25 protein-coding genes and 1 pseudogene are annotated in these 21,601 nt (G+C 63.8%); 15 read left to right on the top strand and 11 right to left on the bottom strand.

The window, feature by feature from the left end; all coding sequences use genetic code 11:
- The first annotated feature begins 3 nt into the window (after nt 1-3).
- The 5 genes from PSOLE_RS19855 (at nt 4) to PSOLE_RS19835 (ending at nt 3,309) form a co-directional block, all read left to right on the top strand.
- Nucleotides 4-1,089 (top strand): 5-(carboxyamino)imidazole ribonucleotide synthase, encoded by a 1,086-nt coding sequence (locus PSOLE_RS19855; protein WP_004422931.1) that lies wholly within the window; start codon nt 4-6, stop codon nt 1,087-1,089.
- Between the two features lie 56 nt (nt 1,090-1,145).
- Nucleotides 1,146-1,910 carry a substrate-binding periplasmic protein gene (locus tag PSOLE_RS19850; protein WP_055986046.1) on the top strand — a complete coding sequence of 255 codons (765 nt, stop codon included), beginning with the start codon at nt 1,146-1,148 and terminating at the stop codon, nt 1,908-1,910.
- A 66-nt stretch (nt 1,911-1,976) separates the two neighbouring features.
- Nucleotides 1,977-2,222, top strand: coding sequence for a GlsB/YeaQ/YmgE family stress response membrane protein (locus tag PSOLE_RS19845; protein ID WP_074859846.1), 246 nt, complete (start codon nt 1,977-1,979; stop codon nt 2,220-2,222).
- A 64-nt stretch (nt 2,223-2,286) separates the two neighbouring features.
- Nucleotides 2,287-2,823: a DUF3299 domain-containing protein gene (locus tag PSOLE_RS19840; protein WP_074859844.1), complete on the top strand. Its 537-nt coding sequence runs from the start codon at nt 2,287-2,289 to the stop codon at nt 2,821-2,823.
- Nucleotides 2,824-2,841: 18 nt separating this feature from the next.
- Entirely contained in the window at nt 2,842-3,309 is a 468-nt protein-coding gene (locus PSOLE_RS19835; RefSeq protein ID WP_074859841.1) for an FAD/FMN-containing dehydrogenase, read from the top strand.
- A gap of 90 nt (nt 3,310-3,399) precedes the next feature.
- Here PSOLE_RS19835 and PSOLE_RS19830 read toward each other — a convergent pair whose 3' ends face one another.
- From PSOLE_RS19830 to PSOLE_RS19820, 3 genes are all read right to left on the bottom strand, one after another.
- Complete coding sequence (locus tag PSOLE_RS19830; RefSeq protein ID WP_004422916.1) at nt 3,400-4,299, bottom strand: D-hexose-6-phosphate mutarotase; 900 nt, start codon at nt 4,297-4,299, stop codon at nt 3,400-3,402.
- Between the two features lie 99 nt (nt 4,300-4,398).
- Entirely contained in the window at nt 4,399-5,775 is a 1,377-nt protein-coding gene (locus tag PSOLE_RS19825) for a TRAP transporter large permease (protein ID WP_074859838.1), read from the bottom strand.
- On the bottom strand, nt 5,768-6,313 hold the full coding sequence (locus PSOLE_RS19820; RefSeq protein ID WP_004422912.1) for a TRAP transporter small permease subunit: 546 nt from the start codon (nt 6,311-6,313) through the stop codon (nt 5,768-5,770). Before PSOLE_RS19820 ends, PSOLE_RS19825 begins: the two co-directional genes overlap by 8 nt.
- 244 nt (nt 6,314-6,557) lie before the next feature.
- On the opposite strand from PSOLE_RS19820, the gene PSOLE_RS19815 reads away from it, so the two are divergent.
- Nucleotides 6,558-7,658, top strand: a complete 1,101-nt coding sequence (locus PSOLE_RS19815; RefSeq protein ID WP_039964122.1) for a TRAP transporter substrate-binding protein — start codon at nt 6,558-6,560, stop codon at nt 7,656-7,658.
- A 257-nt stretch (nt 7,659-7,915) separates the two neighbouring features.
- On the opposite strand, the gene PSOLE_RS19810 is transcribed toward PSOLE_RS19815, so the two are convergent.
- The gene (locus PSOLE_RS19810) at nt 7,916-8,320 is read right to left on the bottom strand and encodes an acyl-CoA thioesterase (protein WP_039964119.1); all 405 of its coding nucleotides are present in this window, start codon (nt 8,318-8,320) and stop codon (nt 7,916-7,918) included.
- A 392-nt stretch (nt 8,321-8,712) separates the two neighbouring features.
- On the opposite strand from PSOLE_RS19810, the gene PSOLE_RS19805 reads away from it, so the two are divergent.
- The 3 genes from PSOLE_RS19805 to PSOLE_RS19795 all read left to right on the top strand — a co-directional run bounded on the left by PSOLE_RS19805 (nt 8,713) and on the right by PSOLE_RS19795 (nt 10,713).
- Complete coding sequence (locus PSOLE_RS19805) at nt 8,713-8,877, top strand: DUF1328 domain-containing protein (RefSeq protein ID WP_017676339.1); 165 nt, start codon at nt 8,713-8,715, stop codon at nt 8,875-8,877.
- Nucleotides 8,878-8,890: 13 nt separating this feature from the next.
- Nucleotides 8,891-9,352: an inhibitor of vertebrate lysozyme family protein gene (locus PSOLE_RS19800; RefSeq protein ID WP_074859831.1), complete on the top strand. Its 462-nt coding sequence runs from the start codon at nt 8,891-8,893 to the stop codon at nt 9,350-9,352.
- A gap of 131 nt (nt 9,353-9,483) precedes the next feature.
- Nucleotides 9,484-10,713, top strand: a complete 1,230-nt coding sequence (locus PSOLE_RS19795; RefSeq protein ID WP_074859827.1) for a nucleoside recognition domain-containing protein — start codon at nt 9,484-9,486, stop codon at nt 10,711-10,713.
- A 22-nt stretch (nt 10,714-10,735) separates the two neighbouring features.
- Here the strand turns inward: PSOLE_RS19795 and PSOLE_RS24820 are convergent, their stop codons facing one another.
- The 5 genes from PSOLE_RS24820 to PSOLE_RS19775 form a co-directional block, all read right to left on the bottom strand.
- Nucleotides 10,736-11,059 (bottom strand): hypothetical protein, encoded by a 324-nt coding sequence (locus PSOLE_RS24820; RefSeq protein WP_244597235.1) that lies wholly within the window; start codon nt 11,057-11,059, stop codon nt 10,736-10,738.
- Between the two features lie 7 nt (nt 11,060-11,066).
- Nucleotides 11,067-11,315 (bottom strand): hypothetical protein, encoded by a 249-nt coding sequence (locus PSOLE_RS24815; protein ID WP_241198077.1) that lies wholly within the window; start codon nt 11,313-11,315, stop codon nt 11,067-11,069.
- Between the two features lie 134 nt (nt 11,316-11,449).
- Nucleotides 11,450-11,665, bottom strand: coding sequence for a dodecin (locus PSOLE_RS19785; protein ID WP_074859823.1), 216 nt, complete (start codon nt 11,663-11,665; stop codon nt 11,450-11,452).
- 70 nt (nt 11,666-11,735) lie between these two features.
- Nucleotides 11,736-12,635 carry a LysR family transcriptional regulator gene (locus PSOLE_RS19780; protein WP_074859820.1) on the bottom strand — a complete coding sequence of 300 codons (900 nt, stop codon included), beginning with the start codon at nt 12,633-12,635 and terminating at the stop codon, nt 11,736-11,738.
- A gap of 75 nt (nt 12,636-12,710) precedes the next feature.
- Nucleotides 12,711-13,208 (bottom strand): DUF3060 domain-containing protein, encoded by a 498-nt coding sequence (locus PSOLE_RS19775; protein ID WP_074859816.1) that lies wholly within the window; start codon nt 13,206-13,208, stop codon nt 12,711-12,713.
- A 239-nt stretch (nt 13,209-13,447) separates the two neighbouring features.
- On the opposite strand from PSOLE_RS19775, the gene trpB reads away from it, so the two are divergent.
- Entirely contained in the window at nt 13,448-14,659 is a 1,212-nt protein-coding gene (trpB, locus tag PSOLE_RS19770; protein ID WP_074859814.1) for a tryptophan synthase subunit beta, read from the top strand.
- Nucleotides 14,656-15,465 carry a tryptophan synthase subunit alpha gene (gene trpA, locus PSOLE_RS19765; RefSeq protein WP_074859812.1) on the top strand — a complete coding sequence of 270 codons (810 nt, stop codon included), beginning with the start codon at nt 14,656-14,658 and terminating at the stop codon, nt 15,463-15,465. Before trpB ends, trpA begins: the two co-directional genes overlap by 4 nt.
- Before the next feature lie 103 nt (nt 15,466-15,568).
- On the opposite strand, the gene PSOLE_RS19760 is transcribed toward trpA, so the two are convergent.
- Nucleotides 15,569-17,011: a SulP family inorganic anion transporter gene (locus PSOLE_RS19760; protein ID WP_074859810.1), complete on the bottom strand. Its 1,443-nt coding sequence runs from the start codon at nt 17,009-17,011 to the stop codon at nt 15,569-15,571.
- Between the two features lie 155 nt (nt 17,012-17,166).
- Here PSOLE_RS19760 and PSOLE_RS19755 point away from each other — a divergent pair, with 155 nt between their 5' ends.
- Both PSOLE_RS19755 and PSOLE_RS19750 read left to right on the top strand, forming a co-directional pair.
- The gene (locus tag PSOLE_RS19755) at nt 17,167-18,642 is read left to right on the top strand and encodes a DASS family sodium-coupled anion symporter (protein ID WP_074859807.1); all 1,476 of its coding nucleotides are present in this window, start codon (nt 17,167-17,169) and stop codon (nt 18,640-18,642) included.
- A 57-nt stretch (nt 18,643-18,699) separates the two neighbouring features.
- Nucleotides 18,700-19,443: an SDR family oxidoreductase gene (locus PSOLE_RS19750; protein WP_074859804.1), complete on the top strand. Its 744-nt coding sequence runs from the start codon at nt 18,700-18,702 to the stop codon at nt 19,441-19,443.
- Nucleotides 19,444-19,485: 42 nt separating this feature from the next.
- On the opposite strand, the gene dkgB is transcribed toward PSOLE_RS19750, so the two are convergent.
- A complete protein-coding gene (dkgB, locus tag PSOLE_RS19745; protein WP_088339342.1) occupies nt 19,486-20,283 on the bottom strand; it encodes a 2,5-didehydrogluconate reductase DkgB in 798 nt (265 codons plus the stop codon).
- Nucleotides 20,284-20,486: 203 nt separating this feature from the next.
- Between dkgB and PSOLE_RS19740 the strand changes: the two genes are divergently transcribed.
- Nucleotides 20,487-21,380 carry a LysR substrate-binding domain-containing protein gene (locus tag PSOLE_RS19740; protein WP_074859801.1) on the top strand — a complete coding sequence of 298 codons (894 nt, stop codon included), beginning with the start codon at nt 20,487-20,489 and terminating at the stop codon, nt 21,378-21,380.
- Nucleotides 21,381-21,496: 116 nt separating this feature from the next.
- Nucleotides 21,497-21,601: pseudogene (locus PSOLE_RS23935) on the top strand (IS110 family transposase); the annotation flags it as partial.

The following is a 21,601-nucleotide window of genomic DNA, read 5'->3' as shown; positions in this document are numbered from 1 at the left end:
GTTATGAAAATCGGTGTGATCGGTGGCGGCCAGCTGGGCCGCATGATGGCCCTGGCGGGTACCCCGCTGGGCATGCAGTTCGCCTTCCTCGACCCGGCGCCGGATGCCTGCGCCCAGGCGCTCGGCGAGCATATCCGTGCGGACTATGGCGATCAGGATCACCTGCGCCAGCTGGCCGACGAGGTCGACCTGGTCACCTTCGAGTTCGAGAGCGTGCCGGCCGAAACCGTGGCCTTCCTCTCGCAGTTCGTGCCGGTCTACCCGAGCGCCGACGCCCTGCGCATCGCCCGTGATCGCTGGTTCGAGAAGTCCATGTTCCGCGAGCTGGGCATTCCCACACCGGAGTTCGCCGACATCCAGTCGCAGGCCGACCTAGACGCCGCCGTGGCCAGCATTGGCCTGCCGGCGGTGATGAAGACCCGCACCCTGGGCTATGACGGCAAGGGCCAGAAAGTCCTGCGCAAGCCGGAAGACGTCAGCGGTGCCTTCGCCGAGCTGGGCAGCGTGCCGTGCATCCTCGAAGGCTTCGTGCCCTTTACCGGCGAAGTGTCGCTGATCGCCGTGCGCGCCCGTGATGGCGAAACGCGCTTCTACCCGCTGGTGCACAACACCCACGACAGCGGCATTCTCGCCCTGTCCGTCGCCAGCACCGATCATCCGCTGCAGGCGCTGGCCGAGGATTACGTCGGCCGCGTGCTGGACAAGCTCGATTACGTTGGCGTGCTGGCCTTCGAGTTCTTCGAAGTCGACGGCGGTCTCAAGGCCAACGAGATCGCCCCGCGCGTGCACAACTCCGGGCACTGGACCATCGAAGGCGCCGAGTGCAGCCAGTTCGAGAACCACCTGCGCGCCGTCGCCGGCCTGCCGCTGGGTTCCACCGCCAAGCTGGGCGAGAGCGCGATGCTCAACTTCATTGGTGCAGTACCGCCGGTGGAGCAGGTGATCAGCATCGCCGACTGCCACCTGCACCACTATGGCAAGGCCTTCAAGGCCGGGCGCAAGGTCGGGCATGCCACGCTTCGCAGCGCTGATCGCGCCGCTCTGGATGTCGCGATCAAGGCCGTACAGGCATTGATCGCAAAAGGCTGAGCCGGCATGTTGCGACTACGCTCTTGAATGATGGCAGTCATTCAAGAGCGTCCCGCATGAAGTACCTGTCTGCCCTGCTGCCCCTGATATCCGCGCTGACCTGCAATGCGGCGGACGACGTACTACGCGTCGATTTCCGTGAGCGCACACCAGAGATGCGCGTGGTTGACGGCCTACCCAGCGGCCCACTGGTCAGCGTGCTGGAAACCGCTGCCCAGCGTGTCGGTGTCGAACTGCACTGGCGCCAGGCGCCCTTCCTGCGCAGCCTCGACGATCTGCGCACCGGGCGCATCGACCTGGTGCCGCGCGTGCTCATGACCGAGGCGCGCCGCGCCTATATCCACTACCTGCCCAGCATCGGCAACCAGCCGCTGCATGTGCGCTTCGTCGTGCGCCCCGGGCAGGAAGCGCGCCTGAGCCGTTACGAGGATTTGTACGAGCTGGCCCTGGGGGGCAAGCGTGGTACGGCCTATTTCGAACCTTTCGACAGCGATGACCTGCTCGATCGCGCCTATGTCAGCGACGATGCGCAACTGGCTGCGATGTTCCGGGCTGGGCGCCTGGATACCATCGCGGTGATCGACGCTGCACCGATGGAGGCGCAATTCCAGGCCATGAACTTTCGCGACTACAGCTACGCGCACTACACCCACCAGCAGGTACTGGGCAACCACTTCGGCGCATCGCTGAGGCGCTACCACAGCGACCGAGGCGAACTCTACGACCGCCTTGGCGCTGAGCTGCAACGCATGCGTGAAGAGGGCGAAGTTGCCCTGATCTACCACCGTTATGGCGTTCTGCCGCCAGACGAGGCGAACTGATAGCCCCATTGACTTGTCCCATGACGGGCCTGCCGCATGAGCGGCACTTATCAAGGAGACACGCCAATGGGCATTATCGGCACCCTTTTCATCGGTCTGATCGTTGGTCTGATCGCACGTTTTCTCAAACCCGGCGATGACAGCATGGGCTGGATCATGACCATCCTGCTCGGCATCGGGGGCTCCATCGCGGCCACTTACGGTGGCCAGGCCCTGGGCATCTACGAAGCCGGACAGGCCGCCGGCTTCATCGGCGCAGTGATCGGCGCCATCGTCCTGCTGGTAATCTACGGCGCGATCAAGAAGGGCTGACAAGCCCAGGTCAGGAGCCGACTTGTCGGCTCCTCGTTAACGCCGCCACGAGATGCCATAGCCCATGCGCCACCTGCTGCTCGCCCTACTGTTTTGTACCGGCCTGGCCCACGCCGAACTGCCGGAAACCGACTGGCTCGACCTGATGCCACCCGAAGACCGCAAGGCCCTCGAGGAAATGCCCGACATCAGCCACGACACCCCCGAAGGCGACAGCACCTTCTACAGTGAAGGCGGCCTGCGCCAGCAGGATCAGGATCTGCCGGCAGTGATGTACTCCGCCAAGACCGTGCCCGAACTCGACGGCAAGGCCATCCGCCTGGGCGGCTATCCGGTGCCGCTGGAAACCGACGAGAAAGGCAACAGCACCCTGTTCTTCCTGGTGCCCTATCCGGGCGCCTGCATCCACGTGCCGCCACCGCCGCCCAATCAGTTGGTGCTGGTGCGCTACCCCAAGGGCATCGTCCTTGACGATATCTATGCCCCACTGTGGGTCAGTGGCGAACTGAAGGTGGAGCAGGTCAGCAACGACCTGGCCGACGCCGCCTATGCCATGGAAGCGGGCGAAGTGCGTCTGGTAACTGACGAAGACCTCTACTGATTGCTCTGGAGTCTGCGCATGAAAGCTGCCGCCCTGTTGTTGCTGTGTCTGCTGTCTACCGCCGTACTGGCTCTGGAGCCTGGCGAACGCCTGGCACCCTGGACGCTACTGGATCAGCATGACGTGCCCTATACCCTGAATGACGAGACCCACATCCTGCTGGTCGCCCGCGACATGGACGGCGCCAAACTGGTCAACGCTGCCCTGGAAGGCAAGCCCAAGGGCTACCTAGACGAGCGCCACGCGGTCTTCCTCGCCGATATCAGCCGCATGCCCAGCGTCATCGCCACCCTCTTCGCCATACCGAAGATGCGCGACTACAACTACCGCATCCTCCTCGACCGCGACGCCCGTATCGCCCCGCGTTATCAGGCTGGCGAGGGGCAGGTGTTGTGGTTGCAACTCGATGGTCTGCAGATCGTCGCGCAGCAGGTCTTCACTCGCGCAGACGATCTGCGGCAAGCCCTGGAGAGGCAGGCGCCATGAAGAACTGGCAGGCCACCAACCGCCTTGCGTAGGCGTCCGGTTTGCGGCGTGCTTGCGATTCGCAGTGCCGCTCCACTGCGGATGTGATGTTTAGCCGATCAGCTCGCTCGAAAGGCGCAGCTCCAAACGATGCCGTTCGCCAGCGTTCAGCTGTACGACGTCCTCCAGCACATTGGCCGTTTCGATGCACAGCATGTTCTGCCAGGCGTCATCGGGGAACTGCGACAGGCGCTTGGCCTTGTCGACCCAGGGATTCCACAGCACAGCCGAACGTGATCCACGAGCATCCAGGTGGATGCGCCGACCCCAGCCCGGATCGACGATGCTCAGTCGCGCGGCGGTGTCGAAGTAGATGCGATCGGTCTCCGCATCGAACACCAGCGCTTCCTGCTGACGCAGCTCCTGCCAGTCCTGCAAGGTGTCGATATAGCGGCAGCCCTGCAGCCCCTCGACGCTGACCTGGCGCACGTCGCTGACGGCGAAGTAGCTGTGCAGCGCCTGGCTCAGGGTCAGCGGCTCCGTACCGCGATTGTGGGTTTCCAGGCTCATGCCGAGATCGTCTGCCAGGCGCACGACGAAGGTCAGGCCGACATCTCTGGGCCAGCCCTCCAGCGGCTGAGTGCGCGTGTCGTAGGCAAAGCGCAGGGTGACGGCGTCGCCCCCCTCGTCGATGCCCAGCAACTCCCAGTCCAATGCACGCACCAGGCCATGGGCCGGCGCCTGCTCGAGGTGATAGTGCGCCTGCACGGCCTGCGGATTGCGGCGTAGATCTCCGAACCAGGGCCAGCACACCGGCACACCACCGCGCACGCTTTGGCCACGCTGATAGGCCGCATCCGGGCTTAGCCAGATCAGCGGCGGCTGCTCACCCTGCTGGTAACTGAGAATCTGCGCGCCCTGCTGGGCTACCAGCAATTCGCTGCCGGCAGCACGAATGCGCCAGCAGACCAGTTGATCCAGTTCCACGCGTTCGACTTGGGCGGTGCTCATGACGACCTCTCGTTGAGATAGATGACCAATAGTGTGACAACGCAAAAAGCAAAACGCCCATCACGAGGACGGGCGTTTTGCCAAACCAGCCAGCGAGACTTACTTGCCGTAGACCTGCTCCGGCAGCCAGGTGATCAGCCCTGGGAAGATATAGGCGATCACCAGCAGCAGAATCTGGATCAGGATAAACGGCACCACACCTTTGTAGATGGTACTGGTGGGAATGCTCGCCGGTGTCACTCCACGCAGATAGAACAGCGCGAAGCCGAATGGCGGAGTGAGGAAGGAGGTTTGCAGGTTGAGTGCGATCATCACGCCCAGCCAGATCGGATCGAGCCCCATGGCCAGCAGCACCGGCCCGACGATCGGCACCACCACGAAGGTGATCTCGATGAAGTCGAGGATGAAGCCGAGCAGGAAGATCACCACCATCACCAGGAAGAACGCGCCGAGCACACCACCTGGCAGCTGGGCGAACACGTCCTCGATCAGCGCCTCACCGCCGAAGCCGCGGAACACCAGGGAGAACAGGGACGCGCCGATCAGGATCATGAAGACCATGGCACTGATTTCGGTGGTGCCGTAGGCCACTTCCTTGAGCTGGCCGAAGTTCAGCTTGCCCTTGCTGAAGGCCAGCAGCATCGCGCCTACTGCGCCCAGCGCAGCGGCTTCGGTGGGGGTAGCGTAGCCAGCCAGGATCGAGCCCAGTACCGCGCCGATCAGGATCAGCGGCGGAATCAACGCCTTGCCCAGTTTGCCCCATTCGATCGGGCCGAGTTCTTCTTGCGGCAGTGCCGGCAGTTTCTTCGGCTGGAAGATGGCGACGGCAATGATGTAGACGATGTACAGACCGACCAGCAACAGACCGGGCAGCAGAGCGCCGACGAACAGGTCGCCAACCGAGACGGTCTTCGGCGAGAAGATGCCCATCTTCAGCTGCGCCTGCTGATAGGCGCTGGACATCACGTCACCCAGCAGCACCAGCACGATGGACGGCGGAATGATCTGCCCCAGAGTACCGGTAGCAGCCAGAGTGCCGGTGGAAATGGCCGGATCATAGCCACGGCGCAACATGGTCGGCAGTGCCAGCAGGCCCATGGTCACCACGGTGGCACCGACGATACCGGTAGAAGCAGCCAGCAGGGCGCCGACCACGCACACGGAAATCGCCAGGCCGCCACGCAGGGTGCCGAACAGGCGCGACATGGACTCGAGCAAGTCCTCGGCCACCCGTGAACGTTCCAGCATCACGCCCATGAACACGAACAGCGGCACGGCCAGCATGGTCTGGTTGTTCATGATGCCGAACAGACGGTTCGGCAGTGCGCTGAGGTAACCGGGGTCGAAGGTGCCCGTGACGACACCGATGGCGGCGAACAGCAGGGAAACGCCAGCCAGGGTGAACGCTACAGGGAAGCCGGCCATCAAGGCCACGCAAATACTGACGAACAGCAGAATCGCCATCAACTCAGCCATGTTTCACCTCCGGAGCTGGCAGGCGACCGCTGAAGACGTAGATTGCCTTGATCAGATTGGAAATACCTTGCAGTACCAGGCTGACGACCAGTACCAGGATGATGCTTTTCTGCAGGTAGACGAACTTGAGGCCGCCAGATTCGCTGGACGCTTCGAAAGTCGACCAGGCGTTGCTGACGTAATCCCAACTGGCCCAACCGAGGAACAGCGCGACCGGCAGCAGGAACAGCAGATTACCGAAGATCTCGACCAGCGCCTGACGGCGGCCGCTGAACTTCTGGTAGAAGATGTCCACACGCACGTGTCCGTTGCGTTGCAGCACCCAGGCCGCTGCACCCATGAACACCAGTGCATGCGCGTAGAGCACCGCCTCTTGCAGGGCCGTGGCGCCGATGCCGAAGCCGTAGCGCAGCACCACGACGACAGCGGTGCCGATTACCAGAAAAACCGTCAGCCAGGCGCAGGCCTTGCCAAACCAGCTGTTGAGGGCATCGATCAGGTATGCAAGAGCGAGGGGAAATGAAGGCTTGTCGGACATAGTGAGTCCTTTATCGTTATGAGTAGGAGACAGGACAGCGAACCTGTTGGCTGCATATCACGCCGCCCGCGTCCTTATGGGCTGCAGGCCGGCGATTCTATGCAGGCTACCGGTATTGCAGCAATGCCCGTAAAACTTTAGTCGTAGTAGCTAGGCTTGTAGGTCACGACCCCCTATGTTATTCACGTCCGGTCTACCTTCGGCGATCCCGTGGCAAGACCAATACAACAAGAAGGAGCATTGCATGAAACGTCGCGACATACTCGCCGCCGCGGGCGTAGGCCTTGCCGCAACCGCCCTGGCCGGCTGTAAGGAAGATGCCAAGAGCGCCGCAGCACCTCAAGAGGGTTCGAGTTCCCAAACCTTCAACTGGAAGATGGTCACCTCCTGGCCGAAAAACTTCCCGGGCGTCGGCGTGGGAGCCGAGCGCTTCGCCAAGCTGGTCGATGAAATGAGCAACGGCCGCCTGAAGGTCAAGGTGTATGCAGCAGGCGAGCTGGTGCCGGCACTGGAAGTGTTCGATGCAGTCTCCCGCGGTACCGCCGAAATGGGTCACGGCGCGCCGTACTACTGGAAAGGCAAGGTGCCGGCCGCCCAGTTCTTCTGCGCCTCGCCATTCGGCCCCAATGCTCAGGAAATGAACGCCTGGCTGCATCGCGGTGGCGGTCAGCAGCTGTGGGAAGAGGTGTACAAGCCGTTCGGCGTGCTGCCGATGGCCTGCGGCAACACCGGTGTGCAAACCGCAGGCTGGTTCAACAAGGAAATGAACTCGGTCGATGACTTCAAGGGCCTGAAGATGCGTACCCCTGGCCTGGGCGGCGAAGTGCTGACCAAGATGGGCGGTACCGTGGTCAACATGCCGGCCGGTGAGATCTTCACCGCCATGCAGACCGGTGCCATCGACGCCACTGAATGGATCGGCCCATACAACGACCTGGCCCTGGGTCTGCACAAGGCAGCCAAGTACTACTACACCCCGGGCTGGCAGGAGCCCAGCGTACTGTTCGAGCTGGACGTCAATCTGAAGGCCTGGGAAACCCTGCCGCCGGATCTGCAGGCCATCGTTCGCGCCGCTGCCCGCGACGTCAACGGCGACATGCTCGATGACTACAACGCCAAGAACATGGAAGCCATGGAGCAACTCAAGGCCGACGGTGTGGAAGTACGCCGCCTGCCGGATGAAGTGCTGGCCCGCTTGAAGGAAGTGGCGGCCGAAGTGGTCGAGGCCTCGGCCAACGCCGACCCGGTCGCGAAGAAGGTCTGGGAACAGCAGAAGGCCTACCTGCAACGCCTGTACGACTACGCGGAAAGCAACGAGAAAGACATCTACAACATCCGCGGCTGATCCCCAACGGGTTTCAGGCACACGGAAAAACGCCGGCCTCAGGGCTAGTGCTGATCAGATAAGTTCGTCACCACCCCCTCCTACTTGCAGTAGAGGGGGCGCTTTTCGTAGGAGCCAGCTTGCTGGCGATGCTTTTTATGGCGGATCGCCGGCAAGCCGGCTCCTACAAAGATCGAGTGCAACGGCTTAACTGACTGGCATTAGCCTCAGGGTCGGCGCTTTCGTTACAGGATATTGCCGAAAGCTATCTGCTCGGCTCAGCCGCGCCGTGGCGGCACCGGGCGGGTGCGGCCGCTGCCATCGATGGCGACGAAGACGAATACCGCTTCGGTGACCTTGCGCCATTCATTGGACAGCGGATCGTCGCTCCACACCTCGACCATCATCTGGATCGAGCTGCGGCCAATCTCCAGCGCCTGAGTGTAGAAGGACAACTGCGCACCCACCGCCACCGGCACGAGGAAGGCCATGCGGTCGATGGCGACAGTGGCGACGCGGCCACCGGCGATCTTGCTGGCCATGGCCGTGCCGGCCAGGTCCATCTGCGATACCAGCCAACCGCCATAGATATCCCCGAAACCATTGGTCTCACGCGGCAGCGCGGTGATCTGCAGGGCAAGGTCGCCCTGGGGAATCGGGTCTTCCTGTTCGTAGTCGTTCATGCTTTCGAGGCTCGTGGCGCGGTTGTTGTTCTGAGCGCGGAACCCGCATGGCACGCGGGCGCAACGAGTATACCGACTGTGCAGTCGGCGGGCGACCACTCTGGCGAGCCGTGGCCGGTGACTGATCGGGCAAAACGCACGATCAGGCCAGTGCCATTCGGGCAGGATGCCCGCCCTTACCTCTTCTCGATAATTTTCAACTCAATGATTTAAAAGGAATTTATCTAAATCTCAGGCCTGGCACGGGCTCTGCAACATTGTTCTCAGGCAGCCGGTCAGGAACGACCGGTACGGATAGCCGGACTTTCAGCCATCCGCCTATGAACCCGAGTAATGCGCAAGGTCATGGCCTGCCAGGGCCATTGACCACTGATCCATCGAGGAGAACGACCATGCTGAGTTGGGCAGTCACATTCCTGATCATCGCCATCATCGCCGCCGTACTGGGCTTCGGTGGTATCGCCGGCACCGCCGCAGGCATCGCCAAGATTCTTTTCGTGGTGTTCCTGGTGCTGTTCATCGTCTCGTTCGTCATGGGCCGTCGCCCGCGCCTGTAGGGAGGTGTCATTGATGAAGTCGATTTACCCCATCGCCGCCGCCCTGCTGCTGGGCGGCGCCCTGGCGGCTCAGGCCGCCGACCGTGACGCCAGTTTCCAGCCGGGCGAGTTGCTGGCCGGCAACGCCGAGTATCGCCAGGCCTGGCAGGATTTGGTGCAAGACGAAGAGCGCCTGCCGGACTGGCTGATCAACCTCAGTGGCCTGTCCACCCCGATGCAGGCCGTGGAAGCCGACAGTGATCGCTACCTGGTCGGCCAGGTCTGCGAAGCGCAGCGTTGCTTCAGCCAGCGCCTCTATGTCGCTTTCGAGTGGGAGAACGATGACGCCTATGCGCTGTATGTGCAGGTGCCGGATGGCCTGCCCGAGGATCGCGCGCCCAGTGAACACGCCAGCCTGCGCTGGTTGGGCGACCCGGACGAGGAGGTCCAGCAGATGCTGGTGGAACAACTGCGCAGTGATCCCAACTGGTACTAGGCATGGTGCCCGCTTATCGAGGCTGGGAGCGACCTGACCGCCGAAGGACCACGTAACGGCAGTTTGCCGGACGTCCCATGGAATGGGGCGACGCGTTATCATCCCCCGCCAGAACGACGAGGGGGTACGGCATGCTCAATGGCCTGTGGCTGAGTTTTTTTCTGGTGGCAGCGGTCGCGGGCTTCTCCCGCTGGCTGATCGGCGATGACCCGGCGGTGTTCGGCGCCATGGTCGAGAGCCTGTTCGCCATGGCCAAGCTGTCGGTGGAAGTGATGGTGCTGCTGTTCGGCACCATGACCCTGTGGCTCGGCCTGCTGCGCATCGCCGAGCAAGCCGGCCTGGTGGATGCCCTGGCGCGTGTACTCGGCCCGTTGTTCGCGCGACTGATGCCGGAGGTGCCGCGCGGCCATCCGGCGCTCGGGCTGATCACCATGAACTTTGCTGCCAACGGCCTGGGCCTGGACAATGCCGCCACGCCCATTGGCCTCAAGGCCATGCGCAGCCTGCAGGAGCTCAATCCGGACAAGCTCACCGCGAGCAACGCGCAGATTCTCTTTCTGGTGCTCAACGCCTCGTCGCTCACCGTGCTGCCGGTGTCGATATTCATGTACCGCGTGCAGCAGGGTGCGGAAGACCCGACTCTGGTGTTTCTGCCGATCCTGCTGGCGACTAGCGCCTCGACCCTGGTCGGCCTGCTGTCGGTGGCCGTGATGCAGCGCCTGCGCCTGTGGGACCCGGTGGTGTTGGCGTATCTGATTCCCGGTGCCCTGTTGCTGGGTGGCTTCATGGCCCTGCTCGCCGGGCTCAGCGCCACTGCCCTGGCGGCGCTCTCGTCGTTGCTCGGCAACCTGACCCTGTTCGGCGTGATTCTGGCCTTCCTGGTGGTCGGCGCACTGCGCAAGGTCCAGGTCTACGAGCAGTTCATCGAAGGCGCGCGCGAAGGCTTCGACATCGCCAAGAGCCTGCTGCCGTATCTGGTGGCGATGCTCTGTGCAATCGGCGTGCTGCGCGCTTCCGGCGCCCTGGAGTTCGGCCTCGACGGCATTCGCTGGCTGGTGGAAACCTTCGGTTGGGATACGCGCTTCGTCGATGCGCTGCCCACCGCGCTGGTCAAGCCGTTTTCCGGCAGCGCGGCACGCGCCATGCTGATCGAGACCATGCAGACCCATGGTGTGGACAGCTTCCCGGCGCTGGCGGCGGCGATCGTCCAGGGCAGCACGGAAACCACCTTCTACGTGCTGGCGGTGTATTTCGGCGCCGTCGGCATTCAGCGTGCGCGCCATGCGGTGGGCTGCGCCCTGTTGGCGGAGCTGGCCGGAGTCATTGCCGCGATCACCGTGACCTACTGGTTCTTCGGCTGAGCGTCTTCGGCCCGGGCGCCGCTCAGTCGCTGCCCAGGCCCAACGTGTTGCCCGCCCAGGTCAGTATGGGGTCGCTGTGCTGGTATTCACGCAGTTGCAGCAGCTTGGGCGCGATGAATGCCTTGAAGTCTTCGGCCTGCTCGAAGTACACCCCGGTGAAAAGGGTGAACATCGATTTGTTGCCGACGGTGGCATAGAACAGGTTGCCCACCGGCTCGCCGTCCTGGGTCAGCAGCTTGAGACTGGCACGGCTGGCCAGCGTAGTTTCCAGCAGCAGATCCTCTTGTTCGAGCCCGCTGTGGTGCAGGCCGAACGACGCACCGAAGGTTTCGGCGTAGCTGGTCATCAGCGCATCAGCGGCGCACGGATAGAGAGACACCGCTGTAGAAATAGAACCAGTCGCTGCTGCGGCTCTCGATATTGAGGTCGATGGTACGCGTGGCATAGGTCACCAGCTTCTGGTAACGACCCTCCTGCGGCGCCTCGTAATTGGCGAAGTCCTCGCCGCTGAGCAGCAGGCGACGTTCCTCGGCAAGCGGTGGCTCGTTGTCGACGCAGCCTGCGAGTGACAGCAGGCTGATCAGCAGCAACGGTCTGAACATGGCATTCCTCCCTGAATCGGCCCGGGCAGCTTGCCCGAACCCGCTGCGCCTCGCCAGCGACCGCGTTCATCACTGTGCGCGGCGCCACAGCCCTGTGCTTCGAGCGGCCGGCGGCTCGCTTGGCTGAGTGCCTGTCAGCTGCCGCTGAGACGAAAACCGACCTTGAGGGTGACCTGGTAATGGCCGACCTTGCCGTTCTCGATATGGCCACGGGTCTCGGTTACCTCGAACCAGTCCATGTTGCGCACGCTCTTGGCGCACTCGGCCAGGGCATTCTCAATGGCATTTTCGATACTGGTGCGCGACGAGCCGACGATTTCGATCTTCTTGTAGGTGTGGTGGTCGGACATGATGAAGCTCCTGTGGTGTGAAAGATTTTGTTAAGACTAGCCTGCCGTGCACGGGTTTCATAAGCGCGTGCTAACGCACCTGCGCCGCGCTGTCGGTCAACTCCTTACGCAGCCACTGCGCCAGACGCTCGCTGCGCTGATCGGTGCGGCGTGTCCACAGCGCCAGACTGCCCGTGGTTTCGACGAAGTCCCAGGGCGCGACCAGGCGGCCAGCGCGCAGGTCGTCGGCAACCAATGTCTGTGGCGCGATGGCCACGCCGAGACCCGCAGCGGCAGCCTCCAGCAGGTAATAGAGGTGTTCGAAACCCTGTCCCAGTTGCAGCCGCTCGGCTGCCAGTCCCTGCGCCTGTGCCCACTGCGGCCAGGCCTGCGGACGCGAGGTGGTGTGCAGCAGCGGTTCGGCATACAGCGCGTCGGCGCTGGCGGCGCTCAGTTGTGCATGATTGGCATAACGCGGGCTGAGCACCGGACCGATGCGCTCAGGCGCCAGCTCGAATACCTGCATGTCGCTCGGCCACGGCGGGTCGGCGAACAGCAGGGTGGCGTCCACCTCGGCGCTGCGCGGGTCCAGCTCGCCCTGGCTGGCTGACAATTGCAGGCGCAGTTCCGGCAGCTCGCGCTGCAGGCGATCCAGACGCGGGATGAACCAGCGCGCCAGCAGGCTACCCGAGCAGCCGAGCACGAAGGGGCGATCTTCGGTTTCGCGACGCAGGGTGGCGCAAACGCTACTCAGACGTTCGAAGCACTCGGTGCTGACATCACGCAGGCGCAAGCCGGCATCGGTGAGTTTCACGCCACGCCCGTCCTTGTCGAACAGGCTAACGCCAAGCTGTTCTTCCAGTGCACGAATCTGCCGGCTGACTGCACCGTGCGTGACGTGCAGCTCCTCGGCGGCGCGGCTGACGCTTTGCAGGCGGGCGGCCGCCTCGAAGGCGCGCAGGGCATTGAGTGGGGGCAGGTCGCGGCTCATGGGAGAGGTGATTTTTTCTGACGATTCAGGGGCATCTAATCACGTTCACCGCCGGGCGCCAACCTGCCGCACCGATCAGTCCTGCTTGATACGGTGCTCGACGCCGGTGGTCTCGATCTGCGGCTCGTCACCGCTCCAGGTCAGTTGCTGGTTGAGACCGTTTACTTCGATCTGCGTCGGGCCATCGAGGTCGAGTTCGAGCACGTTGCTATCACCGTAAATGGCGATCTGAGCCGGTTGCTGGTCATTGCCGTGCACCTCGGTTTCAACCTGGTGCTCACTGCCACTGACTTCGAGGCTGGTGACGCGCTCGCCCTCGATGCGGTTCTTCGAGCCGGTCACCACCAGGCCGGCGGCCTTGCCGAAGCTCACCTGCTGATCGGAACCATTGACCTCGATCTGGCCGCAGTCACCGGTGAGGCGAAACTGGTTACCGTTGCCGGTAACGATCACGTCCTGCCCCTTGCACGGCACATCACGCGATACGCCAATACCATGCAGATCCAGTGCTTGCGCCTGAGCCGTGCCCAGCGACACTGCGAGCATCGCGCCCGCTATCCATACCTTGTGCATTCGCTTTCTCCCTGGAAGAACGGCCCCCTGGCCGCAGCTGCTGGGACTGATCAGGCGCGTCCAAGTTCTGTACCGCCCGGCGGCGAGTAGGGAAATGTGGCATGGCGCACAGACATGACCCGTGAGATTTTCTGACGAGTCATCTCAATCAAATCGCTTTTCGCCGCGTCCCATGGGGATAGAATGGCCCCATCACTCACTCGCCCTGCCAGCACAGCGCTGTCGACAAGGAGCACGCCATGACCTCATTTCGCACCGGCCCCGACGCTCGCGGCCTGTTCGGCCGCTTCGGCGGTCAGTTCGTCGCCGAAACCCTGATGCCACTGATCAACTCGCTGGCCGCCGAATACGTGAAGGCCAAGAGCGATCCGGCCTTCCTCGAAGAACTGGCCTACTTCCAGCGCGACTACATCGGCCGCGCCAGCCCGCTGTATTACGCCGAACGCCTCTCCGAGCACTTCGGCGGGGCGAAGATCTACTTCAAGCGTGAAGACCTGAACCACACGGGCGCGCACAAGATCAACAACTGCATCGGCCAGATCCTCCTGGCCAAGCGCATGGGCAAGCAGCGCATCATCGCCGAGACCGGCGCCGGCATGCATGGCGTGGCCACCGCCACCGTGGCCGCGCGCTTCGGTATGCAGTGCGTGGTGTACATGGGCACCACCGACATCGAGCGCCAGCAGGCCAACGTCTTCCGCATGAAGCTGCTCGGCGCCGAGGTGATCCCGGTTACCGCCGGCACCGGCACCCTCAAGGACGCCATGAACGAAGCCCTGCGCGACTGGGTGACCAACGTTCACAACACCTTCTACCTGATCGGTACTGCCGCCGGCCCGCATCCGTATCCGGCCATGGTGCGCGACTTCCAGTCGGTGATCGGCAACGAAGTGCGCGAGCAGATCCTCGAGAAGGAAGGCCGCCTGCCCGACTCGCTGGTAGCCTGCATCGGCGGTGGCTCCAACGCCATCGGCCTGTTCCACCCCTTCCTCGATGATGAAGGCGTGCAGATCGTCGGCGTCGAAGCCGCCGGTCACGGCGTCGACACTGGCAAGCACGCGGCGAGCATGGCCGGCGGCGCGCCGGGCGTGCTGCACGGCAACCGCACCTTCCTGCTGCAGGACGAGGACGGCCAGATCACCGATGCCCACTCGATTTCCGCCGGCCTTGACTACCCCGGCGTCGGCCCGGAACACGCCTGGTTGCACGAGATCAAGCGCGTCGAATACGTACCGATCAGCGATGACGAAGCGCTCACCGCTTTCCACCAGTGCTGCCGCCTGGAAGGCATCATCCCGGCCCTTGAAAGCGCCCACGCGCTGGCCGAAGCCTTCAAACGTGCGCCGAAGCTGCCCAAGGATCACCTCATGGTGATCAACCTGTCCGGTCGTGGCGACAAGGACATGCAAACCGTGATGCACCACATGGGCGAACAGGAGAAACACGCATGAGCCGCCTGCAAAGCCGTTTCGCCGAACTGAAAGCGGAAAACCGCGCCGCGCTGGTGACCTTCATCACCGCCGGTGACCCCGACTACGCCACCTCGCTGAGCATCCTCAAGGGCCTGCCGGACGCCGGTGCCGACGTGATCGAGCTGGGCATGCCGTTCACCGACCCGATGGCCGACGGCCCGGCCATCCAGCTCGCCAACATCCGCGCGCTGGCCGGCAAGCAGGGCATGCAGCAGACACTGCAGATGGTTCGTGAATTCCGCCAAGGCAACCAGAGCACGCCGCTGGTGCTGATGGGCTACTACAACCCGATCTTCGTCTACGGCGTCGAGCGCTTCATCAGCGACGCCAAAGAGGCCGGCGTCGACGGTCTGATCGTGGTCGACCTGCCGCCGGAGCATAACGACGAGCTGTGCGAACCGGCGCAGAGCGCAGGCATGGACTTCATCCGCCTGACCACGCCGACCACCGACGACGACCGCCTGCCCACCGTGCTGGCCGGTAGCTCCGGCTTCGTCTACTACGTGTCGGTGGCCGGCGTGACTGGCGCCGGAGCAGCGACCATGGATCACGTCGAGGAAGCCGTGGCGCGCCTGCGCCGCCACACCGACCTGCCACTGTGCATCGGCTTCGGCATCCGCACCCCGGAACACGCCGCGGAAGTGGCCCGACGCGCCGACGGCGCAGTGGTCGGCTCGGCGCTGATCGACAAGATCGCGGAGGCACAAAGCCCGCAGCAGGCCGTCGACGGCGTGCTCGGCCTGTGCCGCGAGCTGGCCGAAGGGGTACGCGGCGCGCGCCGCTGATAGCCTCTCTGGCAGACGAGAAAGCCGCTGGCGGAGCGATCCGTCAGCGGCTTTTTCATGGTTTATCGCCTGGATTTCGCGTTGTGCTACCCACCCTACGCGATCAGTGTTCTGAGCCCGCCCGCTTGAGCAACTGCTTGCAACGCTCGGACAGGTGCACCACGCGCAGGTGCTTGCCGGCGCGTTCGTAGCGCTCACGCAGGGTCTTCAGCGCGGCGATGGCCGAGTAGTCGACGAAGCTCAGGTGGCGGCAGTCCAGGGTCACCTGCTGCGGGTCGTCGGCCGGCTCGAACTGCGCTAGGAAGGTGGTGCAGGAGGCGAAGAACAGCGTGCCGTGCACGCGGTACAGCTTGCTGCCGTCTGCTTGCATATCGCTGTCGGCATAGAGTTCGCGGGCGTGCTGCCAGGCGAAGTTGAGCGCGGCGATGACGATGCCGCAGAGCACGGCGGTGGCCAGGTCGGTGGCGACGGTGATGGCGGTCACCGCGACGATCACCAGCACGTCGTTGGCCGGCACCTTGCCGGCGACGCGCAGCGAACCCCAGGCGAAGGTCTGCTGCGCCACCACGAACATCACACCGACCAGCGCCGCCAGTGGGATGCGCTCGATCAGCGGCGAGAGGAACAGCACGAAAAGCAGGATCATCATCCCGGCGACCACGCCGGACAGCCGTCCACGGCCGCCCGAGTTGAGGTTGATCACGGTCTGGCCGATCATCGCGCAGCCGCCCATGCCGCCGAACAGGCCCGAGGTCATGTTGGCCACGCCGAGCGCCACGCATTCACGATCAGGATGACCACGGGTGGCGGTGATCTCGTCGGTCAGGTTCAGCGTCAGCAGGGTTTCCAGCAGGCCGACCAGGGCCATCAGGATGGCGTAGGGGGCGATGATGGCGAGGGTGTCCAGGTTCCAGGGAATGTCCGGCAACATCAGGCTCGGCAGGCCGCCGGCGATCTGCGCCATGTCGCCCAGGGTGTGTGTGGGCAGATCCAGCAGATAAACCAGCGCACCGATGCCAAGAATCGCCACCAGCGCTGGAGGCACCGCGCGGGTCAGGCGCGGCAGCAGGTAGACGATGAGCATGGTCAGCGCCACCAGACCGAGCATCAGGTACAACGCCTTGCCCTGCAGCCAGTGGCCGTCGTGCTGGAAGTGCTCGAACTGGGCCAGGGCGATGATGATCGCCAGGCCGTTGACGAAACCCAGCATCACCGGGTGCGGCACCATGCGGATCAGTTTGCCCAGGCGCAGCAAGCCGAACGCGAGCATGATCAGGCCACCCAGCAGCACCGTGGCCAGCAGGTACTGCACGCCGTGCTGCACCACCAGGGCGACGATCACCACCGCCATCGACCCGGCCGCGCCGGAAATCATGCCCGGCCGGCCGCCGAACAGGGCGGTGAGGGTGCAGATGATGAAGGCGCCATACAGCCCCATCAGCGGATTGACCTGCGCCACCAGGGCGAAGGCGATGCACTCGGGAACCAGGGCGAAGGACGAGGTCAGGCCGGCCAGCAGGTCGGCACGTAGGGAGGCGGGTTTCATGAGCGAGCAGCGTGTGGTCAAGCGAAAGGGCAGGCATGGTAACCCCCGACTCCGCTGACGAACACCCATCAGGCCAGAACACTGATCCGAGGCAATGGATGACCCGCGTCAGCGGTGCATAGTCTGGATTTGCCATTCGTCGGAGTCTCGCCAGCATGTCCGCTAACGCTATTTCCCCGTCCTTGCGCCTACCCTGGGGGCTGTTGCTCGCGCTGCTTGCCGGCCTGGCGATCATCTTCCTGCCGGAACAGGCCGGATTACCACTGGCCGGGCAGCGCATGCTGGCAATTCTCGCTTTCGCGGTGATCGTCTGGATCAGCGAGGCCGTGAGTTACGAGGTCAGCGCCATCATGATCCTGGCGCTGATGGCCTTCCTGCTCGGCAGCGCACCGACCCTGGCCGACCCGGACAAGCTCATCGGCACCAAGGATGCCCTGAACATGGCCCTCAGCGGTTTTGCCAACTCGGCACTGGCGCTGGTGGCTTCGGCACTGTTCATCGCCGCCGCGATGACCCAGACCGGGCTGGACAAACGCATTGCCCTGCTGACTCTGTCCAAGGTCGGCGCCAGCACCCATCGCGTGCTGCTCGGTGCCATCGTGGTGACCATTCTGCTCAGCTTCATCGTACCCAGCGCCACGGCGCGGGTGGCCTGCATGGTGCCGATCATGATGGGGGTGATCGCCGCCTTCGGCGTGGACAAGCGCTCGGCCTTCGCTGGTGGCATCATGATTCTGGTGGCGCAGGCCACCAGCATCTGGAACGTCGGCATCCAGACTTCGGCGGCGCAGAATCTACTTACCGCCGGCTTCATGCAGAAGCTGCTCGGCCAATCGGTGACCTGGACTGACTGGCTGATCGCCGGCGCACCCTGGAGTCTGCTGATGTCAGCGGTGCTTTACTGGGTGATCCTACGCGTCATGCCGCCGGAAACCGATCGCATCGAAGGCGGCAAGGAGGCCGTGCGCAAGGCGCTCAGTGAACTCGGACCGATGACCTTCGATGAGCGCAAGCTGCTGGCCATCGTCCTCACCTTGCTCGGTTTCTGGGCCACCGAGGGCAAGCTGCACAGCTTCGACACCGCTTCCACCACCCTGGTGGGCCTGGCGGCGTTGCTGATGCCAGGGCTCGGCGTAATGAGCTGGAAGCAGGCACAGCCGCGCATTCCATGGGGCACGGTGATCGTCTTCGGCGTTGGCATCAGCCTCGGTGGTGCGGTGCTGGCCACGGGCGCCGGCACCTGGCTGGCCAAACTGCTGGTAACCCATCTGGGCATGGATGGGCTGTCGCCATTCTGGGTGTTCGCCGTACTCGGTGGCTTTCTGATCATCATTCACCTCGGTTTTGCCAGCGCCACGGCGCTGACCTCGGCGATGCTGCCGATCATGATTGCCCTGCTGCTGCAGCTTGGCGGAGACATCAACCCGCTGGGCATGAGCATGCTGCTCGGCTACGTGGTCAGCTTCGGCTTCCTGTTGCCGATCAACGCGCCACAGAACATGGTCTGTATCGGCACCGATACCTTCACCGCCCGGCAATTCCTGCGCACCGGCATCTGGCTGACGCTGGCTGGCTACGGGCTGATGCTGGTGTTCGCCCTGACCTGGTGGCGTTGGCTGGGGTGGATGTAGCGCAGACGACGAAAAGCGGGCAGCCTTAGCAGGCACGACTACAGGGAGCCAGGCCCAATGCGCAAGAACCTGCTGATTACCGGCGCCAGCCGCGGCATCGGCCGCGCTACTGCCCTGCTGGCCGCCGCTGGCGGCTGGACGGTCGGCATCAACTATCGCAGTGACCGTGACGCCGCCGACAAGGTGGTGGCGCAGATCGAGGCCATGGGCGGCACGGCCATCGCCCTGCCCGGCGATGTGGCGGTTGAAGAGGATGTACAGCGCCTGTTCGCGGCCATGGGCAAGTTCGGCCCGCTGCACGGCCTGGTGGTCAATGCCGGCATCGTCGCCCCACCCATGCCGCTGCTGGAGATGAGCGGCGAGCGCTTGCAACGGATGTTCGACGTCAATGTGCTGGGCAGCTATCTCACCGCTCGCGAAGGTGCCCGGCGCATGGCCCGTAGTCGTGGTGGCGAGGGTGGTTCGATGGTGCTGGTGTCGTCGGTGGCCGCGAGCCTTGGCGCGCCCTTCGAGTACGTCGACTACGCCGGCGCCAAAGGCGCGATGGACGTGCTGACTCGCGGCCTGGCCAAGGAGCTGGGCGGCGAAGGGGTAAGGGTCAACGCCGTGCGCCCAGGGCTGATCGATACCGAGATTCACGCCAGTGGTGGCCAACCGGACCGTGCCGAGCGCCTGGGCAAGGCGACACCGTTGGGCCGCGCCGGGCGTGCCGAGGAAGTCGCCGAAGCCATCGTCTGGCTGCTCGATGACAAGGCCAGCTACACCACTGGCGCGCTGATCGATATCGCCGGCGGCCGATAGAGCCCAAGGTCGCGGCTAAAGCCCCTGCCACACTCGCAGTACTCAATCCCAGCGCGGCGCGAAGCCTGGATTGGCAACGCGTTCGCCACGATCCAGCGCCTCGATGGCTGTGATGTCTTCGGTGCTCAGGCGCAGCTCGGCAGCGGCCAGGTTGGCGGCCAGGTTCTCGCGCTTGGTCGAGGAGGGGATCACCGTATAGCCCTGCTGCAGCGACCAGGCCAGGGCAACCTGTGCCGGGCTGACGCCATGGCTAGCGGCAATGCGCTGGATCTCCGGCTCGGCCAGCACCTTGCCGTAGGCCAGCGGCATGTAGGCGGTCAGATGGATACCCTGCTGACGGGCGAATGCCACCAACTTGCGGTTCTGCAGCAGCGGATGGATTTCCACCTGATTGGTGGCGATCTCTTCCACCCCCACCGCATCGATGGCCTCGCGCAGATGGGCGATGGTGAAGTTGGACACACCGATGGCCGCGGTCAGCCCCTGGCGTTTGGCCTCGAGCAGCTCGCCCAGATAATGCGCCACGGGAATCTCATCATTCGGCGATGGCCAGTGGATCAGGGTCAGGTCGACCCGCTCCAGGCCCAGGCGCTGCAGGCTCTCGCGCAGGCTGGGAATCACCCGGCCACTGCCGAGGTTCTCGGTCCACACCTTGGTGGTGACGAACAGCTCGCGACGCGCCACGCCGCTGTCGGCAATGGCCTGGCCGACCTCGGCCTCGTTGCCGTAGATCTGCGCCGTGTCGATATGCCGGTAGCCCAATTCAAGACCGGTGCGTACCGAGTCGACGGCGACCTGATCCTTGAGACGGAAGGTGCCGAGGCCGAAGGGGGAATGAATTTCATGAGAAGCTCCTCATAGATCGGGAAACGCTGGCCGAGCATCGGGGCGCAACGAGTATCGAAAGATTCGGCACCATCGATCAGGCAAAAGTTGCAGAACCTTGCCCGGCGGCGAACGGGGTTGAGGTGGCGCAGTATCCGCGCCAGACTCCTGCGGAAAAAGCCGGAAGCTCCACAAGCACCTTTGACTGAAGATCAACAATGAAAACCAGCCTGGATGAAATGCTCGCCTTCGTCAGCGTGGTCGACTGCGGCTCGATCAGCGCCGCCGCCGAGCAGCTGGAGCAAACCGCGTCCGGCGTCAGCCGTGCCCTCAGCCGGCTGGAGGAAAAACTTGCCGTCACCTTGCTACGCCGCACCACGCGGCGCCTGGAGCTGACCGAGGAGGGTGAGGTGTTCCTGGCCCAGGCGCGGCGCATCCTCGCCAGTGTCGAGGACGCCGAGGAACAGATGACCCTGCGCCGCCAGGCACCGGCCGGGCGCCTGAGGATCAACACTGCCTCGCCGTTCATGCTGCACGTGATCGTGCCGCTGATCGGCGAATTTCGTGCGCTCTATCCACAGATCGAACTGGAGCTGCACAGCGACGACCGTATCATCGACCTGCTGGAACGCCGCACAGACCTGGCCATCCGCATCGGCAACCTGCCGGACTCCAGCCTGCACGCCCGGCCGCTTTACCACAGCCGCCGCCGCGTACTGGCCAGCCCCGAGTATCTGGCTCGCCATGGCACGCCGACGCGTACCGAGGATCTGGTCAGGCACAGCCTGATCGGCTTCACCGAGCCCGACAGCCTCAATGAATGGCCTCTGCGCCATGCCCTCGGCGAGCGCTGGCGCATCACCCCGAGCCTGCGCGCCTCCAGCGGCGACACCATTCTCGAACTGGCCCTGGCCGGCGAAGGTCTGGTGTGCCTGTCAGACTTCATGACCGATGCCACCCGCGCCAGCGGCGCGTTGGTGGAGGTGCTGGCCGAGCAACGCGTGGAGGTGCGCCAGCCGATCAACGCGGTGTACTACCGCAACACCGCGCTGGCGTCACGCATCACCTGCTTTCTCGATTTTCTCAGCGAGCGGCTGGGCTGCCCGAGCTGAAGCACCACGACTGAGGAAAATCGACCGTAGCCCAATGAGATGGACTCCTCCCTCCTACGGCGTCATTGCGCCAGACTGAAGGTTACGAAACAAACAATCCCGGAGGGGGAGCCCGCATGAAACTTAAACGCATAGGCGTGGATTTGGCAAAGCAGGTTTTTCAAGTTCATGGTGTCGACAGCCATGAGCAGGTCAAATGCCGCAAGCAACTCAAACGGCAT

It is taken from the genome of Pseudomonas oleovorans subsp. oleovorans (assembly GCF_002197815.1).
Lineage (GTDB): Bacteria > Pseudomonadota > Gammaproteobacteria > Pseudomonadales > Pseudomonadaceae > Aquipseudomonas > Aquipseudomonas oleovorans.
Note: the sequence above shows the minus strand (reverse complement) of the source record. Positions and strands in the feature narration are given on the sequence as shown.

Excerpts from the sequence above, each read along its gene's own strand:
- PSOLE_RS19855 (WP_004422931.1), top strand. The coding sequence starts at position 4 with ATGAAAATCGGTGTGATCGGTGGCGGCCAGCTGGGCCGCATGATGGCC.
- PSOLE_RS19850 (WP_055986046.1), top strand. The coding sequence starts at position 1,146 with ATGAAGTACCTGTCTGCCCTGCTGCCCCTGATATCCGCGCTGACCTGC.
- PSOLE_RS19845 (WP_074859846.1), top strand. The coding sequence starts at position 1,977 with ATGGGCATTATCGGCACCCTTTTCATCGGTCTGATCGTTGGTCTGATC.
- PSOLE_RS19840 (WP_074859844.1), top strand. The coding sequence starts at position 2,287 with ATGCGCCACCTGCTGCTCGCCCTACTGTTTTGTACCGGCCTGGCCCAC.
- PSOLE_RS19835 (WP_074859841.1), top strand. The coding sequence starts at position 2,842 with ATGAAAGCTGCCGCCCTGTTGTTGCTGTGTCTGCTGTCTACCGCCGTA.
- PSOLE_RS19830 (WP_004422916.1), bottom strand. The coding sequence starts at position 4,299 with ATGAGCACCGCCCAAGTCGAACGCGTGGAACTGGATCAACTGGTCTGC.
- PSOLE_RS19825 (WP_074859838.1), bottom strand. The coding sequence starts at position 5,775 with ATGGCTGAGTTGATGGCGATTCTGCTGTTCGTCAGTATTTGCGTGGCC.
- PSOLE_RS19820 (WP_004422912.1), bottom strand. The coding sequence starts at position 6,313 with ATGTCCGACAAGCCTTCATTTCCCCTCGCTCTTGCATACCTGATCGAT.
- PSOLE_RS19815 (WP_039964122.1), top strand. The coding sequence starts at position 6,558 with ATGAAACGTCGCGACATACTCGCCGCCGCGGGCGTAGGCCTTGCCGCA.
- PSOLE_RS19810 (WP_039964119.1), bottom strand. The coding sequence starts at position 8,320 with ATGAACGACTACGAACAGGAAGACCCGATTCCCCAGGGCGACCTTGCC.
- PSOLE_RS19805 (WP_017676339.1), top strand. The coding sequence starts at position 8,713 with ATGCTGAGTTGGGCAGTCACATTCCTGATCATCGCCATCATCGCCGCC.
- PSOLE_RS19800 (WP_074859831.1), top strand. The coding sequence starts at position 8,891 with ATGAAGTCGATTTACCCCATCGCCGCCGCCCTGCTGCTGGGCGGCGCC.
- PSOLE_RS19795 (WP_074859827.1), top strand. The coding sequence starts at position 9,484 with ATGCTCAATGGCCTGTGGCTGAGTTTTTTTCTGGTGGCAGCGGTCGCG.
- PSOLE_RS24820 (WP_244597235.1), bottom strand. The coding sequence starts at position 11,059 with ATGACCAGCTACGCCGAAACCTTCGGTGCGTCGTTCGGCCTGCACCAC.
- PSOLE_RS24815 (WP_241198077.1), bottom strand. The coding sequence starts at position 11,315 with ATGTTCAGACCGTTGCTGCTGATCAGCCTGCTGTCACTCGCAGGCTGC.
- PSOLE_RS19785 (WP_074859823.1), bottom strand. The coding sequence starts at position 11,665 with ATGTCCGACCACCACACCTACAAGAAGATCGAAATCGTCGGCTCGTCG.
- PSOLE_RS19780 (WP_074859820.1), bottom strand. The coding sequence starts at position 12,635 with ATGAGCCGCGACCTGCCCCCACTCAATGCCCTGCGCGCCTTCGAGGCG.
- PSOLE_RS19775 (WP_074859816.1), bottom strand. The coding sequence starts at position 13,208 with ATGCACAAGGTATGGATAGCGGGCGCGATGCTCGCAGTGTCGCTGGGC.
- trpB (WP_074859814.1), top strand. The coding sequence starts at position 13,448 with ATGACCTCATTTCGCACCGGCCCCGACGCTCGCGGCCTGTTCGGCCGC.
- trpA (WP_074859812.1), top strand. The coding sequence starts at position 14,656 with ATGAGCCGCCTGCAAAGCCGTTTCGCCGAACTGAAAGCGGAAAACCGC.
- PSOLE_RS19760 (WP_074859810.1), bottom strand. The coding sequence starts at position 17,011 with ATGAAACCCGCCTCCCTACGTGCCGACCTGCTGGCCGGCCTGACCTCG.
- PSOLE_RS19755 (WP_074859807.1), top strand. The coding sequence starts at position 17,167 with ATGTCCGCTAACGCTATTTCCCCGTCCTTGCGCCTACCCTGGGGGCTG.
- PSOLE_RS19750 (WP_074859804.1), top strand. The coding sequence starts at position 18,700 with ATGCGCAAGAACCTGCTGATTACCGGCGCCAGCCGCGGCATCGGCCGC.
- PSOLE_RS19740 (WP_074859801.1), top strand. The coding sequence starts at position 20,487 with ATGAAAACCAGCCTGGATGAAATGCTCGCCTTCGTCAGCGTGGTCGAC.